Annotated in this window: 21 protein-coding genes; 18 read left to right on the forward strand and 3 right to left on the reverse strand. The window is 68.0% G+C overall.

The window, feature by feature from the left end; all coding sequences use genetic code 11:
- The first annotated feature begins 249 nt into the window (after positions 1-249).
- The gene (locus DEO45_RS05320) at positions 250-1,257 is read left to right on the forward strand and encodes an NAD-dependent epimerase (protein ID WP_114341230.1); all 1,008 of its coding nucleotides are present in this window, start codon (positions 250-252) and stop codon (positions 1,255-1,257) included.
- A gap of 79 nt (positions 1,258-1,336) precedes the next feature.
- Here DEO45_RS05320 and DEO45_RS05325 read toward each other — a convergent pair whose 3' ends face one another.
- From DEO45_RS05325 to map, 3 genes are all read right to left on the reverse strand, one after another.
- Complete coding sequence (locus DEO45_RS05325) at positions 1,337-1,786, reverse strand: CopD family protein (RefSeq protein ID WP_114341231.1); 450 nt, start codon at positions 1,784-1,786, stop codon at positions 1,337-1,339.
- 61 nt (positions 1,787-1,847) lie between these two features.
- Positions 1,848-4,499 carry a [protein-PII] uridylyltransferase gene (gene glnD / locus DEO45_RS05330; RefSeq protein ID WP_114341232.1) on the reverse strand — a complete coding sequence of 884 codons (2,652 nt, stop codon included), beginning with the start codon at positions 4,497-4,499 and terminating at the stop codon, positions 1,848-1,850.
- A gap of 94 nt (positions 4,500-4,593) precedes the next feature.
- Positions 4,594-5,361 (reverse strand): type I methionyl aminopeptidase, encoded by a 768-nt coding sequence (gene map / locus DEO45_RS05335; protein WP_114341233.1) that lies wholly within the window; start codon positions 5,359-5,361, stop codon positions 4,594-4,596.
- 312 nt (positions 5,362-5,673) lie between these two features.
- On the opposite strand from map, the gene rpsB reads away from it, so the two are divergent.
- The 17 genes from rpsB (at position 5,674) to dnaE (ending at position 24,829) form a co-directional block, all read left to right on the forward strand.
- On the forward strand, positions 5,674-6,546 hold the full coding sequence (gene rpsB / locus DEO45_RS05340) for a 30S ribosomal protein S2 (RefSeq protein ID WP_114341234.1): 873 nt from the start codon (positions 5,674-5,676) through the stop codon (positions 6,544-6,546).
- Positions 6,547-6,647: 101 nt separating this feature from the next.
- Complete coding sequence (tsf, locus tag DEO45_RS05345) at positions 6,648-7,529, forward strand: translation elongation factor Ts (protein ID WP_114341235.1); 882 nt, start codon at positions 6,648-6,650, stop codon at positions 7,527-7,529.
- Between the two features lie 174 nt (positions 7,530-7,703).
- On the forward strand, positions 7,704-8,426 hold the full coding sequence (pyrH, locus tag DEO45_RS05350; RefSeq protein WP_114341236.1) for a UMP kinase: 723 nt from the start codon (positions 7,704-7,706) through the stop codon (positions 8,424-8,426).
- Between the two features lie 72 nt (positions 8,427-8,498).
- Positions 8,499-9,056 carry a ribosome recycling factor gene (gene frr, locus DEO45_RS05355; RefSeq protein WP_114341237.1) on the forward strand — a complete coding sequence of 186 codons (558 nt, stop codon included), beginning with the start codon at positions 8,499-8,501 and terminating at the stop codon, positions 9,054-9,056.
- A 25-nt stretch (positions 9,057-9,081) separates the two neighbouring features.
- The gene (uppS, locus tag DEO45_RS05360; protein ID WP_114341238.1) at positions 9,082-9,822 is read left to right on the forward strand and encodes a polyprenyl diphosphate synthase; all 741 of its coding nucleotides are present in this window, start codon (positions 9,082-9,084) and stop codon (positions 9,820-9,822) included.
- 8 nt (positions 9,823-9,830) lie between these two features.
- Positions 9,831-10,649: a phosphatidate cytidylyltransferase gene (locus tag DEO45_RS05365; RefSeq protein WP_114341239.1), complete on the forward strand. Its 819-nt coding sequence runs from the start codon at positions 9,831-9,833 to the stop codon at positions 10,647-10,649.
- 2 nt (positions 10,650-10,651) lie between these two features.
- Positions 10,652-11,827 (forward strand): 1-deoxy-D-xylulose-5-phosphate reductoisomerase, encoded by a 1,176-nt coding sequence (locus tag DEO45_RS05370; RefSeq protein WP_114341240.1) that lies wholly within the window; start codon positions 10,652-10,654, stop codon positions 11,825-11,827.
- A 36-nt stretch (positions 11,828-11,863) separates the two neighbouring features.
- Complete coding sequence (gene rseP / locus DEO45_RS05375; protein WP_114341241.1) at positions 11,864-13,210, forward strand: RIP metalloprotease RseP; 1,347 nt, start codon at positions 11,864-11,866, stop codon at positions 13,208-13,210.
- A gap of 198 nt (positions 13,211-13,408) precedes the next feature.
- On the forward strand, positions 13,409-15,826 hold the full coding sequence (gene bamA / locus DEO45_RS05380; protein ID WP_114341242.1) for an outer membrane protein assembly factor BamA: 2,418 nt from the start codon (positions 13,409-13,411) through the stop codon (positions 15,824-15,826).
- Between the two features lie 121 nt (positions 15,827-15,947).
- Positions 15,948-16,976, forward strand: coding sequence for a UDP-3-O-(3-hydroxymyristoyl)glucosamine N-acyltransferase (gene lpxD, locus DEO45_RS05385; protein WP_114341243.1), 1,029 nt, complete (start codon positions 15,948-15,950; stop codon positions 16,974-16,976).
- Positions 16,969-17,442, forward strand: a complete 474-nt coding sequence (gene fabZ / locus DEO45_RS05390; protein WP_114341244.1) for a 3-hydroxyacyl-ACP dehydratase FabZ — start codon at positions 16,969-16,971, stop codon at positions 17,440-17,442. Before lpxD ends, fabZ begins: the two co-directional genes overlap by 8 nt.
- Positions 17,439-18,212, forward strand: coding sequence for an acyl-ACP--UDP-N-acetylglucosamine O-acyltransferase (lpxA, locus tag DEO45_RS05395; protein ID WP_114341245.1), 774 nt, complete (start codon positions 17,439-17,441; stop codon positions 18,210-18,212). Before fabZ ends, lpxA begins: the two co-directional genes overlap by 4 nt.
- A gap of 51 nt (positions 18,213-18,263) precedes the next feature.
- A complete protein-coding gene (gene lpxB, locus DEO45_RS05400) occupies positions 18,264-19,478 on the forward strand; it encodes a lipid-A-disaccharide synthase (protein ID WP_114341246.1) in 1,215 nt (404 codons plus the stop codon).
- A complete protein-coding gene (rnhB, locus tag DEO45_RS05405) occupies positions 19,465-20,115 on the forward strand; it encodes a ribonuclease HII (protein ID WP_114341335.1) in 651 nt (216 codons plus the stop codon). The genes lpxB and rnhB overlap by 14 nt, the downstream gene beginning before the upstream one ends.
- Before the next feature lie 214 nt (positions 20,116-20,329).
- Complete coding sequence (locus DEO45_RS05410; protein ID WP_114341247.1) at positions 20,330-20,533, forward strand: hypothetical protein; 204 nt, start codon at positions 20,330-20,332, stop codon at positions 20,531-20,533.
- Positions 20,534-20,605: 72 nt separating this feature from the next.
- Positions 20,606-21,145, forward strand: coding sequence for a TlpA family protein disulfide reductase (locus tag DEO45_RS05415; RefSeq protein WP_114341336.1), 540 nt, complete (start codon positions 20,606-20,608; stop codon positions 21,143-21,145).
- Positions 21,146-21,256: 111 nt separating this feature from the next.
- Positions 21,257-24,829: a DNA polymerase III subunit alpha gene (gene dnaE / locus DEO45_RS05420; protein ID WP_114341248.1), complete on the forward strand. Its 3,573-nt coding sequence runs from the start codon at positions 21,257-21,259 to the stop codon at positions 24,827-24,829.
- Positions 24,830-24,895 lie beyond the last annotated feature (66 nt).

Genomic DNA, 24,895 nt, shown 5'->3' on the forward strand with positions numbered 1-24,895 from the left:
CTGGAAAAGCAAAAAAGGGCATGACGCCCTTTCTTTGGTGACGAAGAAACGGAGGCGTGGTGGCGGTCAGTCGTGGAAGCGGGTAGTTGCCATGTCGCACACTCGGCCGGCGCGCAGCGCGGGCCACCTTGGTCCGATGATGGATGAAGAGACGCTAGTTTAGCCCGGATTGCCTGTCAATCCGCAGCCGGCGTGGCTTCGCCCGCCGTCGGCGGCGATACAATGCCGGCGATCTCCCGAGGACAATCCATGCGCATCCTGGTCACCGGCACCGCCGGCTTCATCGGCGCCGCCCTGACGCAGCGGCTGCTGGCGCGCGGCGACGTGGTGCATGGCATCGACAACCACAACGACTATTACGACCCGGCGTTGAAGGAAGCCCGCCTGGCGCGTTTCGCCGACCATCCGAACTACACCCACCAGCGCACCGACCTGGCCGATGCGGGCGCGCTGAATCATGCGTTCGCCGCGTTCGGGCCACAGCGGGTGGTGAACCTCGCCGCGCAGGCCGGCGTGCGCTATTCGTTGCAGAACCCGCAGGCCTACGTGTCGAGCAACCTGGTCGGCTTCGCCAACATTCTCGAGGCCTGCCGCCACGGCGGCGTGGAGCACCTGGTCTACGCCTCGTCCAGCTCGGTCTACGGCGCCAACCGCAAGCTGCCGTTCGCGGTGGAGGACGCGGTCGACCACCCGGTCAGCCTGTACGCCGCCAGCAAGAAGGCAAACGAGCTGATGGCGCACAGCTACAGCCACCTGTTCGGCCTGCCGACCACCGGCCTGCGCTTCTTCACCGTATACGGGCCGTGGGGGCGGCCGGACATGTCGCCGATGCTGTTCGCCGACCGGATCAGCCGCGGCGAACCGATCGACGTGTTCAACTTCGGCCACCACAGCCGCGACTTCACCTATATCGACGACATCGTCGAGGGCGTGATCCGCACGCTCGACCACCCGGCCGAACCGGATCCGGCGTACAACGCCGAGCGACCGAACCCCGGCACCTCGAACGCGCCGTACCGCGTCTACAACCTCGGCAACGACCAGCCGGTGCAGCTGCTGCGCTTCATCGAACTGCTGGAACAGAACCTTGGCCGCAGCGTGGAAAAACGCCTGCTGCCGATGCAGCCCGGCGACGTGCCCGACACCTGGGCCGACGTGTCGGCGCTGCGCCGCGACGTGGGCTACGCGCCCGGCACGTCGATCGAGGATGGGGTGGCGCGCTTCGTGCAGTGGTACCGGGAGTACTTCGAGAAGTGAGTGGAGAGGAGTGAGAAGTGAGAGTGGCTTCGACCAGGCTCTTCTCTCACTTCTCACTCCTCTCCACTTGCTCCTGCTTTCAAAATGGCTTGGCCAGCACCAGCCAGATCACGGCCAGCAGCAGCAGCACCGGCAGCTCGTTGAGCCAGCGCAGCGTGCGCGAAGGCGGCAGCGCGCCACCCTTCCCGCTGCGCTTGAGCATGCGCCCGGCCCAGACGAAGTAGGCAAGCAGCATGGCGACCAGGGTCAGCTTGGCGTCGATCCAGTGCGTGCCGGCGGCGACGTTCGGCAGGGCCTGCGGAAACACGCGCCAGCCCTGCCACAGGGTCAGGCCGAACAGAAACGCGAGGCCGAACATGTTGTGGCCGAACTTGTACAGCCGCCGCCCCATCAGCTGCAGCCGCGCCAGCACCGCCGGCTCGCTGGCGGCCTCGGCCATGTTCACCAGGATCCGCGGCAGGTAGAACACCGTGGCCATCCAGGCGATCACGAACAGCAGGTGCAACGACTTGATCAGCAGGTAGGTCATGGCGAAACCGCTTGGCCGCTGCGACGCGCAGCGGCCGCGATGATAACGCGGAGGCCGCCGTTCAATCCCGCGCCGGGCCGATCCGTTCCAGCAGCGCCTGCAGCAGGCGCCCTTGCAGCGCCTCGTCGAGCGGTGCGTCGTGGCGGTCGGTGAGCTGGAAGAAATCCTCCACGCGCTCGCCGAAGGTGGCGATGCGCGCGTCGTGCACGCGTACCCCTGTGGCCAGCATCACCTGCGCCACCGCGGCCAGCAGGCCTGGGCGGTCGGTACCGACCAGGGCCAGCTGGGTACGGCCGCCCGCGGCGTGGAAACTGATCTGCGGCGTCATCTGGAAATGCTTCTGGTGGCGCGACATGCCGCGCTTGCTCGGTTGCACGCCGGCCGACTGTGCCAGCGCGCGCTGCAGCCGCTGCTGCAGTTCCTCCGCGCGGGCCGCGCTCACCGGTTGTTGGCTATCCGCGTCGAGCAGCAGGAGGGTATCCAGCGCCATCCCGGTCGGCGAGCTGAGGATGCGCGCCTCGACCACCGAGAAACGCAACCGGTCCAGCACCGCCGTGATGGTGGCGAACAGGCCGTCGCGATCGGGCGTGTAGACGAACAGCTCGGTGCTGCCGCGCACCGACAGCGGATGCACGGCCACCAGCGGCAATCCACCCCGCGCCCGCAGGATCGCCACGGTCTGCCAGGCGATCTGCTCCGGCCGATGGCGCAGGAAGCTGAGCTGGGGGAAGTCGGCCCAGACCCGCACCACGTCGGCTTCGGCGTACCCCTCGTTCAGCAGCAGCGCCAGCGCGTACTCGGAGCATTCGCTCACGCGCGCACCGATGTCGCGCGGCAGATCCACGTCACTGCGCAGCGCGTAGCGCGTGCTGGTGCACAGGTCGGCGAGCAGGCGGTCCTTCCAGCCGTTCCACAGCCGCGGGCTGGTGCCGATGATGTCGGCCACGGTGAGCAGGTACAGCTGGCCGAGCCGCTCGCGGCTGCCGACGACGTCGGCGAACCGGTGCACCACGTCCGGGTCGGTGATGTCCTGGCGCTGCGCGGTGGTGCTCATCAGCAGGTGCCAGCGCACCAGCCAGGCGACCCGCTCGACGTCGGCCGGCGGCAACCCGAGCCGGCTGCAGAACGCCCGCGCATCCTCCGCGCCAAGCACCGAGTGGTCGCCGCCGCGCCCTTTGGCGATGTCGTGGAACAGCCCCGCCAGAAGCATCACTTCCGGGGCGGGCAGAGCGGCCCAGATCTCGCGGCCGAGCGGAAACTCGCGCTGCGCCGCCGGGTCGGCGAAGCGCGCCAGGTTGCGCAGCACGCGCAGGGTGTGTTCGTCGACCGTGTAGACGTGGAACAGGTCGTACTGCATGCGCCCGAACACCTTGCCGAACGCCGGCAGAATCGCCGCCAGCAGGCCGTGCCGGTTCATCCGCCACAGTGCCTCCACCGCCGGCGCGCCGCGGCGGAGCAGCTGCAGGAATGCGGCCATCACTTCGCCGTCGTCGGCCAGCGCATCACCATGCACGGCGGTGGCCTGGTGGATGCGACGCATGGTGTCGGCACTGAAGCCGACCACGCCGGGCTGGTCCAGCCGCGCGATGAAAATCTCCACCAGGGCGGCCGGCCGCTGCATGAACAACTGCGGGTCGTGCGCCGCCAGGCGCTTGCCGTAGCGGATGAAGTCGGCGCCCACGGGCACCGCCTCGCCCGGCGGTTCCAGCATTTCCACAAAGCGTTCGGCGACCTGCATGCCAAGCCGCTCGACCTGGCTGGCGGCGCGGTAATAGCCCTGCATGAACTGCTCCACGCCGAGGTTCCGTTCGTGCTCGTCCTCGAAGCCCAGCCGCGCGGCCAGCGCGCGCTGGTAGTCGAACAGCAGCCGTTCCTCGGGCCGGCCCGCCTCCAGGTGCAATGCGTAACGGTAGCGGCGCAAGGTGGCCTCGGACTGCTCCAGTGCCGCCTGTTCGGCCGGATCGAGCAACCCTTCCGCCACCATGTCGGCGAGTTCGCCCGCATGCGCCAGTCGCCGGCCCAGCCAGCGCAGCGAGTCGAGCGTGCGCAGGCCGCCGGGGCCATCCTTGATGTTCGGTTCGAGGTTGTAGGCGGTGTCGTCGAAGCGGGCGTGCCGGGCATCGCGCTCGGCCAGCCGCGCCGCCAGGTACGCCGACGCTGGCCATAGCGCGGGATCGTCGACCACGGCGTGCAATTGCGCGTCGAACGCCGGATCGCCGGCCAGCCGACGGGCATCCAGCAGGCTGGTGAACACACTGGCATCCTGCGCGGCCAGCGCGCGGCACTGCATCGGGTCGCGCACCGCATGGCCCACCTTCAGGCCGATGTCCCACAGCGTGGCGAAGAACTGCTCCAGCGCGCGCCGCCGGGCCGGCTCCGGTGCCTGCACCAGGGCCAGCAGATCCACGTCCGAGTACGGAAACAGCAGGCCGCGGCCATAGCCGCCAACCGCGAACAGCGCCGCCCCTGTCACGTCGCCAAGGCAGGCCGTCCATACGTGCGCCACCACCCGGTCGACCGATTCGCCACGCCGCCGCGCCAGCACGCTGGCATCGGCGCCATCGCGGAACGCCGTGGCCAGCGCCCGGTCGACGTCGCCGAGCAGCTGCCGCAGCGCCCGCCGCGCGTCGGCCGAGACGCCCGATCGCGGAACCGCCGCCGGCAGGCGCGGCAGCGGCGGCAGGGCGTGGGCGGTCGGAGCAGTTGAAGGCATGGCGTGACCCCGGAAGCGAGCGCAAGAAACAGGGGCGGAAAATGAGAAAAGGCCTGCGAGCCGCACCGCTCGCCATCTCACCCCTGCTTTTTACTCACTCCTGATCCGGCCAGGGCGTGAGGATCTCGAAACCGTCGTCGGTGACCGCGATGGTGTGCTCCCATTGCGCCGACAGCGAGTGGTCCTTGGTGACCACGGTCCAGCCGTCCGGCAGCTGGCGGGTCTGCGGCCTGCCCGCGTTGATCATCGGCTCGACGGTGAAGGTCATGCCCTTCTTCAGCTCGACGCCGGTGCCGGGCTTGCCGTAGTGCAGCACCTGCGGCTCGTCGTGATAGACCTTGCCGATGCCGTGGCCGCAGTACTCGCGCACCACCGAGAAGCCGGCCGCCTCGGCATGCTGCTGGATCGCATGGCCGATGTCGCCCAGGGTGGCGCCCGGGCGCACCGCCTGGATGCCGCGCATCATCGCCTCGAAAGTCGTGTCGACCAGCCGCCTGGCCAGCACCGAGGGGGTGCCGGCGATATACATGCGGCTGGTGTCGCCGTGCCAGCCATCCTTGATCACGGTGACGTCCAGGTTGACGATGTCGCCGTCCTTGAGCACCTTGCCCTCGTTCGGGATGCCGTGACAGATCACGTGATTGACCGAGGTGCACAGGGTCTTTGGGAAGCCGTGGTAGCCGACGTTGGCGGGAATCGCCTTCTGCACGTTGACGATGTGCTCGTAGGCGCGCCGGTCCAGCTCCTCGGTGGTGACGCCGGGCTTGACGTACTCCTTGAGCATCGCCAGCACTTCGGCGGCCAGCTTGCCGGCGACGCGCATGCCTTCGAGGTCGGCGGGGGATTTGAGGGTAATGGCCATGGGTTCCACTCATATGGCGGCAAAAGTTGCCGTTATCCAGCAACTTGCCGCACTGCCGGCGTACCGGCTACAATCTTGGAGTTTTGCAGACCTGACAGGCCCATCTTGACGGCCGGCCAGCGCAAAGCGAACCGGGATTGTAACCCTGCGCGGTACAACACCCAAACCAACGCCACACACGCATCGGCACCGCCTTCGGGGTGCCGCGCCTCGCCCACCGACAACATCGGGCCAGTCGCGGTCGAAGCCGGGGATGCGTGGAGGTCCCAACCCCCGAGCCTGTCACCAGGCTCAACAATCGGAGTTACACCCATGGCCCAAGTCACCATGCGCCAGATGCTCGAAGCCGGCGTCCATTTCGGTCACCAGACCCGTTACTGGAACCCGAAGATGGCCCCGTACATCTTCGGCGCCCGCGGCAAGATCCACATCATCAACCTCGAAAAAACCCTGCCGCTGTTCACCGACGCGATGAACTTCCTGTCGGGTCTGGCGCAGAAGCGCGGCACCATCCTGTTCGTCGGCACCAAGCGCTCGGCGCGCGAGCCGCTGGCCGAAGAGGCCGCCCGCGCCGGCATGCCGTTCGTCACTTCGCGCTGGCTCGGCGGCATGCTGACCAACTTCCGCACCGTGAAGCAGTCCGTGTCGCGCCTGAAGGAGCTGGAAGCGGCCGAGACCGATGGTTCGTTCGAGAAGCTGGTCAAGCACGAAGTGCTGGCCCGCCGCCGCGAGCGCGACAAGCTGCAGGCCTCGCTGGGCGGCATCAAGGACATGAACCGCCTGCCCGACGCGCTGTTCGTGATCGACATCGGCCACGAAGACATCGCCGTGCAGGAAGCCAAGAAGCTCGGCATCCCGGTGATCGCGGTGGTCGACACCAACTACAACCCGGAGCTGGTCGACTACGCCATCCCCGGCAATGACGACGCGATCCGTGCGATCCAGCTGTACGCCCGTGCCGCCGCCGACTCGATCCTCGAAGGCAAGGCCGCCGCGCCGGCCGCCGCCCAGGGCGACGCGAACGACTTCGTCGAGCTGGACGAGGAAGGCAACCCGGTCGCCAAGGTCGATCGCAAGCCGGCCCCGCGTCGCGACGCCGCTCCGCGCAAGAGCGCCCCGCGCCGCGATGGCGGCCGTGACGGCGGCCGCGGCCCGCGCAACGACGGCGCGCCTGCCGCCAAGTAAGCGCGACGACGGCGGCCCGGCGCCGCCGTCGCATCCGCACGCGATAACCGCGCCGTGGCGTTCCATCGCTGCCGCGCAACTGACGCATCAGAGGATTGACGATGAGCAATATTTCCGCACAACTGGTCAAGGAGCTGCGCGAGCGGTCCGGCGCCGGCATGATGGAATGCAAGAAGGCGCTGGTCGAGAACAACGGCGACATCGAAGTCGCGATGGAATGGCTGCGCAAGTCCGGCCTGGCCAAGGCCGACAAGAAGGCCAGCCGCGTCGCCGCCGAAGGCCGCATCGTGGCCGCCCAGGCCCCGGGCAAGGCCGTGCTGGTCGAGATCAACTGCGAGACCGATTTCGTCGCCAAGGACGCCAGCTTCCTGAAGTTCAGTGACACCGTCGCCGACGTCGCGCTGAATTCCGGCGCCGCCGACATCGATGCGCTGAAGGCGGCCGCCTACCCCGGCGCCACCAACGTGGAAGAGGCCGCCAAGGCGCTGATCGCCACCATCGGCGAGAAGATCGACGTGCGCCGTCTGGCCCGCGTCGCGACCGACGGCATCATCGGCAGCTACATCCACGGCGGCCGCATCGGCGTGCTGGTGGCGCTCAAGGGCGGCTCCGAGGAGCTGGCCAGGGGCATCGCGATGCACGTCGCCGCGATGAACCCGGCCTATGTCCGCGCCGAGGACGTGCCGGCCGATTTCCTCGCCAAGGAGAAGGAAATCGCGCTGGCCGCCATGTCGGACAAGGAAAAGAACAAGCCCGCCGACATCCTGGAGAAGATCGTCTCCGGCAAGGTCCACAAGATCGTCTCCGAGGTCACCCTGCTCGGCCAGCCCTACGTGCTGGACACCAACGTGACCGTGGCCGAGGCGCTGAAGAAGGAAGGCGCCGACGTCATCTCGGTGGCCCGACTGGCCGTTGGCGAAGGCATCGAGAAGGTGGAAGAGGATTTCGCCGCCGAAGTGATGAAGCAGGCGGGTCTGAGGTAAAAAAATCGGCGTTTCAAAATAAAGGGCCGCGGGAAACCGCGGCCCTTTGCGTTCCGCAGTTGCCGGAAACCCGGCGGCGCGCCCCCATCCCCGTTCATCTCCACTCGCGCCTCGTCCTGGCTGCCCGCTCTCCGTTACAATGCGACAGTTTGCCCCACACAATCCGGAGACCCCATGAGCGACCAGCCCAAGTACCACCGCATCCTGCTCAAGCTCTCCGGTGAAGCGCTGATGGGCGATGCCGATTACGGCATCGACCCGAAGGTGATCGGCCGGCTCGCCGACGAAATCATCGAGGTACGCAAGGCCGACGTGCAGGTGGGCGTGGTGATCGGCGGCGGCAACATCTTCCGCGGCGCCGGCCTCGCTGCCGCCGGCATGGACCGCGTCACCGGCGACCACATGGGCATGCTGGCCACGGTGATGAACGCGCTGGCGATGGCCGATGCGATCGAGAAGCGCGGCGGCTACGCGCGCGTGATGAGCGCCATCCAGATCCACGACGTGGCCGAGGACTACATCCGCCGCCGCGCGATCCGCCACATCGAGAAGGGCCGCATCGTGCTGTTCGCCGCCGGCACCGGCAACCCGTTCTTCACCACCGATTCGGCCGCCGCCCTGCGCGCGGTGGAAATCGGCGCCGACCTGCTGCTGAAGGCGACCAAGGTCGACGGCGTGTACACCGCCGACCCGGCCCGCCACGCCGACGCCACCCGCTACGAGCAGCTCACCTACGGCGACGTGATCCAGCGCAACCTGCAGGTGATGGACACCGCCGCCATCGCGCTGTGCCGCGACCATGGCATGCCGCTGCGCATCTACGACATGACCGTACCGGGCAGCCTGATGCGGATCATGCGCGGCGAGCCGATCGGCACCCTGGTCGACGGCGGCTGACCGCGCCGCAGCAAGCTCCACCGGCCGCCACTGCTATAATCGAACGTTGCCAGATTCACCGGGAAGCGCCACATGCTCAATGACATCAAGAACGATGCCCAGACCCGCATGGGCAAGAGCATCGAATCACTCAAGCACGACCTCACCCGCATCCGTACCGGTCGCGCCAGCACCGCGCTGGTGGACGGCATCAAGGTGTCCTACTACGGCTCGGACATGCCGCTGACCCAGGTCGCCTCGGTCACGCTCTCCGACGCGCGCACGATCATCATCACGCCATGGGAGAAGACCATGGTGGCACCGATCGAGAAGGCACTGATGGCCTCCGACCTGGGCATCACGCCGACCACCGCCGGCACCGTGATCCGCCTCAACATGCCCGCGCTCACCGAGGAACGCCGCAAGGAGCTGGCCAAGCACGTCGGCCACGAGGGCGAGAACGCCAAGATCGCGATCCGCAACGTGCGCCGCGACGCCCTGCAGCAGGTGAAGGACCTGCTCAAGGAAAAACTCATCACCGAGGATGAGGACCGCCGCACCGACGACGAGATCCAGAAGCTCACCGATCGCGCAGTGAAGGATGTCGACGCCGTGGTCAAGGCGAAGGAAGAGGAGCTGATGGCGCTTTGACCACGCCATCGCCCATTCCCGTTTCATGACCCAGGCCAAGGCCCCCACGGTTCCGCGCCATGTCGCCATCGTGATGGACGGCAACGGCCGCTGGGCGAAGGCCCGCCATCGCCCCCGCAGCTTTGGCCACAACGCCGGCCGCAAGGCCGTGCGCGAAGTGATCGAAGCGTGCCTGCGCGAAGGCGTCCAGGCGCTGACCCTGTTCGCCTTCTCCAGCGAAAACTGGCAGCGCCCGCAGGACGAGGTAGGCGCCCTGATGGGCCTGTTCGTGCGCGCACTGGACAAGGAAGTGGACGAGCTGCATCGCCACGGCGTGCGGCTGCGCTTCATCGGCGACCTGGACGCGTTCGACGAGGCCCTGCGCGAACGCATGCACGCCGCGATGACGCGCACCGCCGGCAACGACAAACTGCAGGTGAACATTGCGGTGAGCTATGGCGGGCGCTGGGACATCGTGCAAGCCAGTCGCCAGGCCGCCGCCACGGTGGCGCGCGGCGAGCTGCGCGTGGAGCAGATCGACGAGGCCCGGCTGGGCCAGTGGATGAGCCTGGCCGAGCTGCCACCGCTGGACCTGTTCATCCGTACCGGCGGCGAATGCCGCATCAGCAACTTCCTGCTGTGGCAGGTCGCCTACGCCGAACTGTACTTTACCGACACCCTGTGGCCCGATTTCGACCAGGCTTGCCTGCGCCGGGCCATCGAAGACTATGCCCGACGGGAGCGCCGCTACGGCCGCACCGGCGAGCAGGTCGCCATCTCTTCCTGAGGATTCCCATGCTGCTTCAGCGCACCCTCACCGCCCTGGTGCTCGCGCCGCTGGTGATCCTGATCATCATGCTGTCATCGAACGCCGTGTTCGCGGTGATCGTCTCGCTGGCCTTCCTGGCCGCCGGGTGGGAATGGGCCCAATTGAGCGGCCTGCGCAGCCAGGCGTGGTGCATCGTTCTGTTGCTTGCGGCGGCATGCGTGTTCGCGTGGCTGTGGAGCGCGCGCGCGACCGCGCTGGCCCCGCTGCTGCTGGGTGCCGGCGTGGCCTGGTGGCTGCTCGCTTGCCTGTGGCTGCGCCATTTTGCGTTCGGCGCGGCGCCCACCCGCGAGAACCTGGCGCTGAAACTGCTGGCCGGTGCCCTCGTGATCCTGCCTGCCTGGATGGCACTCGTCTGCATCCACGCCCGCGTGCCACACGGCCCCTGGTGGACCTTGCTGGCGCTGGTGATCGTATGGGCCTCCGACATCGGCGCCTATTTCAGCGGCCGCACGTTCGGCCGGCGCAAGCTGGCCCCGCAGATCAGCCCGGGCAAGACCTGGGCCGGCGCGTACGGTGCGATGGTGGCCGGCGTGCTGGTGGCGACGGCTGGCGCCTGGCTGCTCGACGTGCGCGGCGGCCGGCTGGTGGCGCTGGCGCTGCTGGCAATGCTCACGGTCGCCGTGTCGATCGTCGGCGACCTGATCGAGAGCCTGATGAAGCGGCATGCCCAGGTGAAGGATTCGGGCAGCATTTTCCCCGGCCATGGCGGCCTGCTGGACCGACTGGACAGCGTGTTCGCCGCGCTGCCGGTATTCGCCGCCGGGCTGCTCTTGCTGGACCTCTGACCATGCACAATGTCGCCGTTCTCGGCGCCACCGGTTCGATCGGCGGCAACACGCTCGATGTCATCGCGCGCCATCCGCAGCGTTTCCGCGCCACCGTGCTGACCGCGCATCGCCAGGTCGAGGCACTCGCCGCGCTGTGCGTGCAGCACCGGCCGGAGCTGGCGGTGATCGCCGATCCTGCGCTGGAAGCCGAGCTGGCGCGCCGCCTGGCCACCGCCGGCGTGCGCTGCGAGGTGGCCAGCGGGCCGGCCGCGCTGACCGCCGCCGCGGCCGGCGGCTCGTGCGATACCGTGGTGGCCGCGATCGTTGGCGCCGCCGGACTGGAGTCCACGCTGGCGGCGGCACGCGCCGGCAAGCGCCTGCTGCTGGCCAACAAGGAATCCATCGTGATGGCCGGCCCGCTGCTGCTGCAGGCGGTCGCCGCCGGCGGCGGCGCGCTGATCCCGGTCGATTCCGAGCACAACGCGATCTTCCAGTGCCTGCCGGGCGGACGCCCCGAACTGCGCCGCAGTGGCGTGCGCCGGCTGGTCCTGACCGCTTCCGGCGGCCCGTTCCGCGGTCGTACGCGGGCGCAACTGGCCGACATCACGCCGGACCAGGCCTGCAAGCATCCGAACTGGGTGATGGGCCGCAAGATCTCGGTCGACTCGGCCACCCTGATGAACAAGGGCCTGGAGGTGATCGAGGCGCACCACCTGTTCGGCGCGCCGGCTGCGGCGATCGAGGTGGTTGTGCACCCGCAGAGCCTGGTGCACTCGATGGTCGAATACGTCGACGGCTCGGTGCTGGCCCAGCTCGGCAACCCGGACATGCGCACCGCGATCGCCCACGCGCTGGCCTGGCCGGAGCGGGTCGAATCCGGTGTGTCGTCGCTGGACCTGGCCGCCTGCGCCCCGCTGCAGTTCGAGCAACCGGACCTCGACACCTTCCGCTGCCTGGCGCTGGCGTTCCAGGCGTTGCGCGCCGGTGGCGACGCCCCCGCGGTGCTGAACGCCGCCAACGAGGTGGCGGTGGAAGCCTTCCTGGCCGGCGCGCTGCCGTTCTTGGCGATCGCCGACGTGGTCGAGGCCGTGCTTGCGGAACTGCCGGCGCAGGCCGTGGTCGATGTGGGAACCCTGTGTGAACGCGACCGCACGGCACGCGAGGCCGCCCGCCGCGTGCTGCGCAATGCTTGCTGATATTCTTGTCTCGATGATTTTTCGCCACGGTACTTAATGACTTCCTTCTTCGGCTCGGTGTTCTGGTTGCTGGTCACGCTGGGCGTGCTGGTGACCTTCCATGAGTTCGGCCACTACTGGGTCGCGCGCCGCTGTGGGGTCAAGGTGCTGCGCTTCTCGGTCGGTTTCGGCAACGCGATCTGGAAGCACATCGGCCGCGACGGCACCGAGTACCAGATCGCCGCAATCCCGCTGGGCGGCTACGTGAAGATGCTCGACGCGCGCGAGGGTGAGGTCGATCCGGCCTTGCGCGGCCAGGAGTTCACCGGCAAGCCGGTGTGGAAGCGCATCGCCATCGTGGCCGCCGGACCGGGCTTCAACCTGATCTTCACGGTCGTCGCGTTCTGGCTGATGTTCATGCTGGGGCGCCCGGATGTCGCCCCGGTGGTGACCGCGGCGCCGCAGAGCCTCGCCGCCAGCGCCGGGGTCCAGCCAGGCGACCGCATCCTCTCCATCGACGGTCGCAGCGTCGGCACCTGGACCGACGCGATGGACGTGGTGGCCAATGCCCTGCTCGGGCGCGCACCGCTGCCGCTCACCGTGCGTGGCCACGACGGACGCACGCGCGAACTGGTGCTGCCGCTGGATGAATTGCCGCCGGGCCAGGACGTGGGCCAGTACCTGGGCAAGCTCGGCCTGAAGCTGGCGCCGCCGCCGGCAATCGCCGCCACCGTGATGCCCGGCCAGCCGGCCGCGCTGGCCGGCATGCGTGGTGGCGACCGCATCGCCAGCGTCAACGGCCAGGCGGTGGCTGACTTTGCCGCGTTCGGCAAGCTGGTGCAGGCCGAGGCCGTCAAGTCGCCGGTGCTGGCGATTGCGATCGAACGCGGCGGGCGGTCGCTGCAACTGAACGTCACCGCCAAGTGGGAGTCGCTGGAAGGCCTGCCGCCCAAGTGGGTGATGGGTGTCGGTGCACCGGCGATCGAGTCGGCCACCGTGAGTTATGGCCCGGTCAGGGCCATGACTGCCTCGCTCGGCGCCACCTGGCACAACACCACGCAGACCTTCGGCATGCTCGGCAAGATGCTGACCGGCGAGGCCTCGACCCGGAACCTGTCCGGCGTGATCGGCATCGCCGAGGTGGCGAACGCCTCGGCCAGCATGGGCCTGCCGTGGTTCCTGCAGTTCCTGGCGCTGGTGTCGCTGAGCCTGGCGATCCTCAACCTGCTGCCGATCCCGGTCCTGGATGGCGGGCACCTGCTGTATTATCTTGTCGAATTGATCAAGGGCAGTCCGGTCAGCGAACAGACGATGGTGGTGGGCCAGTACATCGGCCTCGCCCTGCTGTTCACCCTGATGGGACTGGCGTTCTACAACGATATCCACCGCATGCTGCTGTCGTGATGCCGACGGCCGGCGACCGCCGCATGTCGACGACGAGCCTGCCTGCGCCAATCGTGGCACGGTGCGGCGGGATGTCACCGGATGCACTCTCCCGGCGGGGTGCGGATTCTCTTTCGAGGCAGGGCCTGTCCCTGCCTCATGCGTTGATCGGGGCGGCCGCGCTGGCCGCTCCATCGAAATAACCCAACGGAACCGACGATGAAGCGTATCGCCGCGCTGATCCTGCTTGCCTCCCTCTCCGCCAATGCGTTCGCGTTCGACCCGTTCGTGGTATCGGACATCCGCATCGACGGCCTCAGCCGCATCTCCGCCGGTACCGTCTTCAACTACCTGCCAGTCAACAAGGGCGACCAGCTGACCAACGAAGGGGCGCAGCGCGCGATCCGCGCGTTGTACCGCACCAAGTTCTTCAGCGACGTGGAATTCGACCGCGAAGGCAGCATCCTGGTGATCAAGGTGGTCGAGCGGCCGTCGATCGCCAAGCTGACCCTGCGCGGCAACAAGGACATCAAGACCGACGACCTGAAGAAGGGCCTGAAGGAGATCGGCCTGTCCGAGGGCGAGACCTTCGACCGGCTGGCACTGGACAACGTGCAGCAGGAACTGATCCGGCAGTACTACAACCGCGGCAAGTACAACGTCTCGGTCGACCCGCACGTGACCCGGCTGGACCGCAACCGGGTGGCCGTCGAGATCGAGGTCCGCGAGGGCAAGGCGGCCAAGATCAAGGAACTGAACATCCTCGGCAACCACGCGTTCTCCGACAAGCAGATCCGTGATGGCTTCGAATCGAACACCACCAACTGGATGTCGTGGTACTCAAAGGACGACCAGTACTCGCGCGAGAAGCTCTCCGGCGACCTGGAGAAACTGCAGTCCTACTATATGGACCGCGGCTACGCCGACTTCGGCGTCGACTCCACCCAGGTGGCGATCGCGCCGGACAAGCGCGCGATGTACATCGACGCCAGCATCAAGGAAGGCGAGATCTACAAGGTCGCCGACGTCAAGCTGCTCGGCGACCTGATCCTGCCGGAAGCGACCATGCGCCAGCTGGTCTTCGTCAAGACCGGCGACACCTTCAACCGCGGCGCGATCGAGGCGAGCTCCAAGGCGATCAAGGGCCTGCTCGCCAACATCGGCTACGCCTACGCCAAGGTCACGCCGATCCCGAAGCTGGACAAGGAAAAGCGCACCGTCGACCTGACCATGTATGTCGAGCCGGGCCAGCGCGTGTACGTACGGCGGGTGGTGTTCCAGGGCAACACGCGTACCGAGGACAACGTGCTCCGCCGCGAGATGCGCCAGCTCGAGGGTTCCTGGTATTCGCAGGCGGCGATCGACCGCTCGAAGGTCCGCCTGCAGCGGCTCGGCTACTTCAAGAAGGTGGACATCGACAAGAAGCTGGTGCCTGGCACCCAGGACCAGGTGGACGTCAGCGTCAAGGTCGAGGAGCAGTCCGCCGGCAGCATGCAGTTCGGCATCGGCTACTCGCAGTACTCCGGCATCATCCTCAACGCCTCGGTGTCGCAGAACAACCTGTTCGGCACTGGCGACAGCTTCTCGATCAGCGGCGAGCGCAGCACCTACTACAGCCGCATCGGCCTCAGCTACTACAACCCGTACCTGACCGACAGCGGCATCGGCATCGGCTACAGCGCCTCGTACTCGAAGACCGACTACGGCAATACCGACTTCGCGAACTACGCCACCAGCGCCAAGAGCTTCTCCACCTACCTCGGCATCCCGATCAGCGAGACGGACGGCCTGCGCGTGGGCCTGGGCATCAGCAGCAACAAGGTCAACCTGTTCTCCGGCTATAGCCCGCAGGTGCTGCTCGACTACCAGAACGAGATCGGCAACAAGACCATCCATACCTGGACCGGCACGCTGGGCTGGAACCACGATACCCGCAACGGTTACTGGGCACCGACCCGCGGCGGCCTGATCTCGGCCTCGACCGACGTGGCGCTGCCCGGCTCGACCGTGCAGTACTGGAAGCTCTCCACCGAGGCGAACCACTACTGGCCGATCGGCAAGGGCTTCGTGCTGTACCTCGACGGCCAGGTCGGCTACGGCAAGACCTACGGCAGCAACGGCATCAGCGACCAGGCCTTCGACGCGCTGAAGACCGCCAGCCTGGCGCAGAACCCCAATCACGTCCTCACCGACATGCGCCAGGACCTGCCGTTCTGGCAGAACTACTACGCCGGCGGCGTGCGCGACGTGCGCGGCTACCAGGACCAGACGCTGGGCCCGCGGGTCTGCATCGACGGCAGCACGCCCAATGCCAGCGGCCTGTGCAACGGCGGCTACTACGCGCAACCGATCGGCGGCGCCTTCAAGGTGCTCGGCACCGCGCAGGTGTTCCTGCCGCTGCCGTTCCTGAAGGACGTCAACACCGCCCGCGTATCCTGGTTCATGGACGTCGGCAACGCCTACAAGGACTACAAGAGCTTCAACGCCTCGGACCTGCGCGCATCCACCGGCCTGTCGCTGCAATGGCAGGCGCCGATCGGCCCGCTGATCATCAGCTTCGCCGTGCCGCTGCGGACGCAGGCCGCGGATCGTCACTACGAGGAACGGATCCAGTTCACCTTCGGCAGCCAGTTCTGACCTGACCGAAGGCCGGGGAAACACGGGGAAGCGCGGCCATGCCGCGCTTTCTTTTGCCGGCGGGGCGCACTGCAGGCCGGGACGCCACCCCCTACAATGGCCGGCAGGTTCCGGAGTATGCATGAGCGCAATCAACTATACGGTGGCCGAACTCGCCGAACGGTTCGGGCTCGGTTTCAACGGCGACGGCACGCGCATCATCGACGGCGTCGCTACGCTGGCGGGCGCCCGCCCCAGCCAGTTGAGCTTCCTCTCCAACAGCAGGTACTCCGGCCAGTTGGCGGCGACCTGCGCCGGCGTGGTGGTGCTGCGCGAGGAAAACCTCGCCGACTGCGCGACCGCCGCGCTGGTCGCCGATGATCCCTACGTCGCCTACGCGAAGATCGCAGCGCTGTTCGAACGCCAGCCGGCCGCCCCCCCGGGCATCCATCCCAGCGCCGTGGTGGCCGCCGGCGCACGGGTCAGCGCCAGCGCCAGCATCGGTCCGGGCTGTGTGATTGCTGATGGTGCGGAGGTCGGCGACGGCGCCGTGCTCGGCCCGCATTGCATTCTCGGCGAGGATTGCGTGGTGGGCGCGCAATCGCGACTGGTGGCCCGGGTCACCCTGGTCACCCGGGTCATGCTGGGGCGGCGCGTGCTGGTGCACCCCGGTGCCGTGATCGGTTCGGACGGCTTCGGGCTGGCGTTCGAGCGCGACCATTGGGTGAAGATCCCGCAGCTCGGCGGCGTGCGCATCGGCGACGATTGCGAGATCGGCGCCAACACCACGATCGACCGCGGCGCGCTGGAGGACACGGTGCTGGAGGAGGACGTGCGGCTGGACAACCAGATCCAGATCGCGCACAACGTTCACATCGGCGCGCACACTGCGATGGCCGGCTGCGCCGCCGTGGCCGGCAGCGCGAAGATCGGCCGCTATTGCATGATCGGCGGCAACGCCGGCGTACTGGGCCATCTCGAACTGGCCGACCGGGTTACCATTACCGCCAAGAGCCTGGTCACGCACTCGATCCGCGAACCCGGCGAATATTCATCCGGCGTGCCGCTGCAGGACAACCGCCAGTGGCGGAAGAACGCGGCGCGCTTCAAGCATCTGGACGAGTACGCGCGCCGGTTGTCGGCGCTGGAGAAGGACAATAACGATGAGTGAGAACCGAGGCGCGCTGCCCATGCCGATCAACGTGGAGCAGATCCAGGAGCTGCTGCCGCACCGCTATCCGTTCCTGCTGGTGGATCGCGTGGTCGAGATCGTGCCCGACGTCAGCGTGGTCGCCATCAAGAACGCCACCATCAACGAGCCGTTCTTCCAGGGCCATTTCCCCGGCCATCCGGTGATGCCCGGCGTGCTGATCGTCGAGGCGATGGCGCAGGCCGCGGGCTTGCTGACCCAGCTCAGCCGCCGTGCCAAGGGCGACGACGGCAGCCCCCTGTTCTACCTGGTCAAGGTCGACAATGCGCGCTTCAGCGCGCCGGTGGTGCCGGGCGACCAGTTGCGCCTGGAAGTGACCCAGAAGCGCCTGGTGCGCGGCATGGGCCTGTTCATCGCCCGTACCCTGGTGGACGGCAAGGAAGTGGCCAGCTGCGAATTGATGTGCGCCGCGAGGTCCGACAAATGATCCACCCCACTGCGCTGATCGACCCCTCCGCCGTCCTCGGCAGCAACGTCAGCGTCGGCGCCTACAGCGTGATCGGCGCCGAGGTGGAGATCGGCGACGGCACGGTGGTCGGTCCGCACGTGGTGATCGAGGGCCCCACCCGGATCGGCCGCGACAACCGTATCGCCCAGTTCGCGTCGCTCGGCGGCGCGCCGCAGGACAAGAAGTGGCAGGGCGAGCGCACCGAGCTGGTGATCGGCGACCGCAACCTGATCCGCGAATTCACCACCCTCAACCGCGGCACCGGCGACGGCGGCGGCGTCACCCGCCTCGGCAACGACAACTGGGTGCTTGCCTATGTGCACGTGGCGCATGACTGCCAGATCGGCAACAACGTGGTGTTCTCAAACTATTCCGCGCTGGCCGGGCACGTCACCATCGGCGACTGGACGATCCTGTCCGGCTATTCCGGCGTGCACCAGTTCTGCAAGGTCGGCGCCCACGCCTTCATCGGCATGGGCTGCCTGGTCGGCCACGACGTGCCGCCGTTCGTGATGATGGCGAACGAGCAGCAGGGGCGCCCGCGCGGCATCAACAGCGAGGGCCTGAAGCGTCGCGGCTTCGACGCCACGCGCATCGCCGCGATCAAGCGCGCCTACCGCACGCTGTACATGGCCGGCCTGTCGCTGCCCGAGGCGCGCGAAAAACTGGTCGAGCAGGCGCGCGAGAGCGATGACGTGCGGGCGATGCTGGAGTTCCTCGACCACAGCGAGCGCGCGCTCGCCCGATAAGCATCTCGCTTATAGGGCAATCAGGCACGCGCTCTGGCTTATGCTTCCGGCATGACTGACCACCCGCACCTCGAATCCCCCCTGGTCGCCATCCTCGCCGGCGAGGATTCCGGCGACCAGCTCGGCGCCGACCTGATCGTCGCCCTGCGCCAGCGCTACCCGCAGGCGCGTTTCGTCGGCATCGGCGGCGCCCGCATGCAGCGCGAGGGCTTCGACTCGTGGTACGACATCCGCGAGCTGTCGCTGTTCGGCTTCAGCGAGGTGATCCGCCACCTGCCCCGCCTGCTGCGGCTGCGCAAGGCGCTGGTCGCACGGCTGCTCAAGGAACGGCCGGCCGTGGTGGTCGGCATCGACGCGCCCGACTTCAACCTCGGCGTGGAACAGCGCCTGAAGCGGGCCGGCATGCTCACCGTGCATTACGTCAGCCCGTCGGTCTGGGCCTGGCGCGAGAAGCGCGCGGAGAAGATCGGCCGTAGCGCCAGCCGCGTGCTGTGCCTGTTCCCGATGGAGCCGCCGATCTACGCGAAGCACGGCGTCGACGCCCGCTTCGTCGGCCATCCGCTGGCCGACCGTTTCGCGCTGGTCTCCGACCGCGTCGGTGCGCGCGAGATCCTGCAGCTGCCGCAGCAGGCGCCGGTGCTGGCGGTGCTGCCCGGCAGCCGGCTGTCCGAGGTCGGCCGGCTGGGCCGGCCCTTCATCGACGCGGCGCAGCGGGTGGCCGCCGCGGTGCCCGGGCTGCGTGTGGTGATCCCGGCCGCCAACCCGCAGGTGCGCGCCCGACTCGGTGAACTGCTCGCCGGCAGCCCGCCCGACGAGGGCACGCCGCTGCTGCTGGACGGCCACGCGCACGAGGCGATGCTGGCCGCCGACGTGGTGCTGCTGGCTTCCGGCACCGCCACGCTGGAGGCGATGCTGGCCAAGCGCCCGATGGTGGTGGGCTACCGCGTCGCGCCGCTGAGCTATCGCATCGCGCGCGCGCTGAAAATGCTGAAGACCGACGTCTACGCATTGCCGAACATCCTGGCCCGCGCCTGCGGTGTCGGCAACGGCCTGCTGGTACCCGAACTGATGCAGGACGACTGCACCGCGGAGAACCTGGCCGCCGCCACACTGGCGCTGTTCAGGGACAGCGAGCGGCGCGGCGCGATCGTCGCCGCGTTCGAGCAGTTGCACCAGGCCTTGCGTGGCGGCCTCGAAGGCCACGCAGGGGACCGTGCGGCAGCGGCGATCGTCGAGCTGATCGATGAACGACATGCCGCCGGATAAGCTGCCCGCGAGTAGCCACCGCTCTCCTCTCCGGGGAGCAGAGGCTGACGCAAAAAGCATGCTCACGGCCGGCGTCGACGAGGCCGGTCGTGGCCCGCTGGCCGGCCCGCTGGCGGTGGCCGCGGTGATCCTCGACCCGAACCGCCCGATTCCCGGGCTGGACGACTCGAAGAAGCTCAGCGAGGCGAAACGCGAGGCGTTGTATCCGCTGATCATCGAACGCGCGCTGGCGTACTGCATCGTGCTGATCGAACGCGACGAGATCGACAGCCTGAACATCTTCCAGGCCACCATGACCGGCATGAGCCGTGCCGTAGCCGGCCTCGTGCCAGTCGCCCACCAGGTACTGATCGACGGCAACCAGCTGCCGAAGGACCTGCCCTGCCCCGGTCGCGCGATCGTCGGCGGCGACGCGCTGGAGCCGGCGATCAGCGCCGCCTCGATCCTGGCCAAGGTCAGCCGCGACCGCGTGATGGTGACACTCGATGGCGAGCACCCGGGCTACGGTTTTGCCGTGCACAAGGGCTACCCGACTCCAGCGCACCTGGCCGCACTGCAGCGGCTCGGGCCGTGCCGCCAGCATCGCCGCAGCTTCGCGCCGGTACGCCTGTTGCTGGACCAGGCAAGGCTGTTCTGATCGACGTGCGGGCCACGGATCACGCACCCGGTGAGACCGACCGGCATAGGCCATTCGTCTATGCAACTTTTTCCCGGTCGGGAGCATCATTGGCATCAGGGAATGCAACGCGCAGGGACGCACCCGCAGCAGGGGCGATGTCCAGCCAGTACTGACCCGCCGACCCGCTGCCACAGGCGCCTCGACGCGCCGCGCAGATCGCAGGAGTCGTGCCATGATGCCTCCGTCCCATCGCCCATCCGCTCCACCGATGCCGGCCAGCACGCCCGTGCCCGAGCCGGCCAATCCCACACTCGACGGCGTCGACGAAGCCCTCCCGCCGCATGCCGACTACAACCTCCACCCGCTGGCGGTGAGCAGCCTCGAACACTACGTGCCGCCTGTCGAGGAGAAAGGCGAACGCTTCCACGTCCGCTGAGCCGAACCGCGCCGCTTCCCTTGCCCCGGGCGTGCCGCTACGCTGGCGGCATTCCACGGGGGAATGGAAAACATGCGCCGCTTCGGCATCGCACTGCTCGGGCTGATGTTCTGCCTGGTCGCCCATGCCGGCGTACAACCGGGCGATGCACCTCCGGACGCGCTGGGCACGACCCAGGACGGCAAGTCGGTGAGCGTCTCGTCGCTGCACGGCAAGGTGGTGGTGGTCAGCTTCTGGGCCACCTGGTGCGGCTACTGCATGAAGGAATTGCCGATACTGGCGGGCCTGCAGACGCTGGCCACCGAACGCGGCCTGCCACTGCAGGTGGTCACCATCAACCATCAGGAAGACCGGCAGACCTACGTGCGGACGGTTCGTGCCCTGCGTCCGCGCCTGCCCGGCCTGCTGATGACCTGGGACCACGACGGCGCCCTCGGCAAGCCCTACGGCACCGACAAGGGCATCCCGGTCATGGTGATGCTGCATCGCGACGGCACCGTGGCCCACGTGCACGTGGGCTACGGCGAAGACATGCTGGACAGCCTGGTTGCCGAGATCAACGCACTGCTGGCCGAGCCGGCGCCGCCGGCGGTGGCCGCCGCGCCGGGCTGAGCGGCAGCTTCCGGCGGGGCACCGCCGCGCGTCGCGCAAACCGCACGGAAGTCAATCTTGCTGCTGGGCAAGGTGCCGGTTAGCCTGCGGGGATTCACCGCGCACACCGGCATGACCGTCCGCTATACCCACCTGCACCTGCACAGCGAATACTCGCTGGTCGACTCGACCATCCGCATCAAGGCGCTGGTCGCCGCCTGCGTGCGCGACGGCATCCCGGCGGTGGCGCTGACCGACGACAGCAACATGTTCGCGCTGGTGAAATTCTACAAGGCGTGCAGCGCTGCCGGCATCAAGCCGATCGGCGGCTGCGACCTGTGGATCTCGGCGCCCGACGACCCGCGCCCGTGGCGACTCACCGTTCTGTGCCAAGACCGCGACGGCTATCTCAACCTGTCCCGGCTGGTCTCGCGCGCGTGGCAGGAAGGCCAGCACGGCGGCCGCGCGCTGGTCGAGGCCGGCTGGCTGGCTGCCGGCGCCTGCAACGGGCTGATCGCCCTGCTCGGCCGCGAGAGCGAGGTCGGCCGCATTGCGCTGAATCAGGGCATCGAGGCCGCGCTGGTCAAGCTGCGTCCATTGGCCCGGCTGTTCCCGAACCGGCTCTATCTGGAGCTGACCCGCTGCGGCCGCGACGGCGAAGAAAACTGGAACACCGCGGCGCTGGCGCTGGCCGCCGAACTCGGCTTGCCGGTAGTGGCGAGCAACGACGTACGCTTCCTCCGGCAGGACGATTTCGACGCGCACGAGGCGCGCGTGTGCATCCACCAGGGCCGCGTGCTGGCCGATCCGAAGCGCCCGCGCGAATACAGCGACCAGCAATACCTGAAGACGCCGGAGGAAATGGCCGCGCTGTTCGCGGATATCCCCGAGGCGCTGGAAAACGCCGTCGAGCTGGCGAAGCGCTGCACCCTGGAGCTGAAGTTCGGCACCTACTACCTGCCCGACTTCCCGGTGCCCGCGGGCCACGACCTCGACAGCCACATCCGCGAACTGTCGCGGCAAGGCCTGCGCGAGCGGCTGGCGAACGCGCCACTGGCGGCCGACCACACGCTGGCCGACTACCAGATGCGGCTCGAGCGCGAGCTGGACGTCATCGTCAAGATGGGCTTCCCCGGCTACTTCCTGATCGTGGCGGACTTCATCAACTGGGGCAAGCAGAACGGCATCCCGGTCGGCCCCGGCCGCGGTTCCGGCGCCGGTTCGCTGGTCGCCTGGGCGCTGAAGATCACCGACCTGGACCCGCTGCAGTTCAACCTGCTGTTCGAACGTTTCCTCAACCCCGAACGCGTGTCGATGCCCGACTTCGACATCGACTTCTGCATGGATCGTCGCGACGAGGTGATCGACTACGTCGCGCAGAAATACGGCCGCGACAAGGTCAGCCAGATCATCACCTACGGCTCGATGGCAGCCAAGGCGGTGCTGCGCGATTCCGGCCGCGTGCTCAGCATGCCGTACGGGCAGGTCGACCGGCTGGCCAAGATGGTGCCGCCGCGGCCGCTCGACCTCACCCTGTCCGACGCGCTCGGACGCTCGGAGAAGTCCAAGAAGGAACCCGATCGCGTCGTCCGGGAGTTCTGCGAAACCTACGAGCAGGACGAGGAAGCGCGCGCGCTGATCGACCTGGCGCTGAAGCTGGAAAACCTCACCCGCAACGCCGGCAAGCATGCCGGCGGCGTGGTGATCGCGCCCAGCCCGCTGACCGACTTCGCGCCGCTGTACTGCGAAGCCGGCGGCGGCGGCGTGGTGACCCAGTACGACAAGGACGACGTCGAGGCGGTCGGCCTGGTGAAGTTCGACTTCCTCGGCCTGCGCACGCTGACCATCATCGACTGGGCGGTGAAGGCGATCAACGCGCGCCGCGCGAAAGCCGGTGAGCCGGCGCTGGACATCTCGCAGCTGCCGCTGGACGACCCGGCACCGTACGAATTGCTGAAGAAGGCGCAGACCGTCGCCGTGTTCCAGCTCGAATCCTCCGGCATGCAGCGCATGCTGAAGGACGCAAAACCCGACCGCTTCGAGGACATCATCGCGCTGGTGGCGCTCTATCGCCCCGGCCCGATGGACCTGATCCCCAGCTTCGTGGCGCGCAAGCACGGCCGCGAGGACGTGGAGTACCCCGACCCGCGCGTCGAGCCGATCCTGAAAGAGACCTACGGCATCATGGTCTACCAGGAGCAGGTGATGCAGATGGCGCAGATCGTGGGCGGCTACTCGCTCGGCGGCGCCGACCTGCTGCGCCGCGCGATGGGCAAGAAGAAACTCGAGGAGATGGCGAAGGAGCGCGCCAAGTTCCGCGAGGGTGCGGCGAAGGACGGTCTGACCGGCGAGAAGGCCGACTCGATCTTCGACCTGATGGAGAAGTTCGCCGGCTACGGCTTCAACAAGTCGCACGCCGCCGCCTATGCGCTGGTCTCCTACCAGACCGCCTGGCTGAAGGCGCACTACCCGGCCGAATTCATGGCCGCCACGATCTCCTCGGACATGGACAACACCGACAAGGTGGTGACCTTCCTCGACGAGTCGCGGGTCATCGGCATCGTCGTGCAGCCGCCGGACGTCAACGCTTCCGAATACATGTTCGTGGCGGTCGAACCCGACACGTCGTCTGTGCACTCGCGCCAAGGCGCCCGCACGATCCAGTACGGCCTCGGCGCGATCAAGGGCGTTGGCCAGGGCGCGTGCGAGGCGATCGTGGCCGAGCGCGCACACGGCCGCTACACCGACCTGGCCGACTTCTGCCGCCGCGTGGATCCGGCCAGGCTCAACCGCCGCGTGCTGGAAGCGCTGATCCTGTCCGGCGCACTGGACGCACTGGGGTCGAATCGCGCCAGCCTGATGCTGCAGCTGCCCGACGCGATCAAGGCCGCCGAGCAGCACCTGCGCGACAGGCAGTCCGGCCAGAACGACATGTTCGGCGCCGCCATGGGCGCAGCGACACCCGTGGTTCATATCCATCTGCCGACCGTGCCGGAATGGCCGCTGGAGCAGAAGCTGCAGGGCGAACGCGACACGCTCGGCCATTACCTGTCCGGCCATCCCACCGATCCGTGGAAGGACGAATTGGCGCAGCTGTCGACCTGCCCGCTTGGCGAGATCGCCGATCGCTACCAGCCGCCGAAGCCGCGCAAGAACGACGACGGCGACAACAACCGCTTCCGCCGCGGTCCCGACACGCCGTGGACCGTCGCCGGCATGGTCACCGCCGTGCGCAAGCGCGGCGACAGCGACGCCTTCGTGCGGCTGGAGGACGGCACCGGCATCATCGAGGTGAGCTTCTTCGGCGAGCTGTACCAGCAGATCGCGCCGCTGCTGACGCGCGACGAGATGCTGGTGGTCGACGGCGGGCTGCGCATCGACGATTTCTCCGGCGGCGGCTTCCAGCTGCGCGCGCGCAGCGCCTGCTCACTGGCCGACGCCTGCCGCCGGCACGCGCGCCTGCTGCAACTGAAGTTGAACGGCATCGGCCCCGACTTCGTCGGCCAGCTGCAGCACGCTCTGGCCGGCTATCGCGGCGGCCGCACCAGCGTGACCCTGCACGGCTACCGCAACCAGGGCGCCCAGGCCGACCTCGAACTCGGCGAAGCCTGGCGCGTGGAAGCCATCCCCGACCTGCTGCGCGCCGTGCGCGCCCTGCCCGGCGTGAAAGCGGCGCGCCTGCGCATCGTCAAGCAGCAGGATTGAACCGCCGCAGGGGCCTCTTGCGGGCGGTGCTCCTCCGAATCCCGGATCCCGAACCTCTGCGAAGAT

This window comes from Rhodanobacter denitrificans, assembly GCF_003335105.1.
Lineage (GTDB): Bacteria > Pseudomonadota > Gammaproteobacteria > Xanthomonadales > Rhodanobacteraceae > Rhodanobacter > Rhodanobacter denitrificans_A.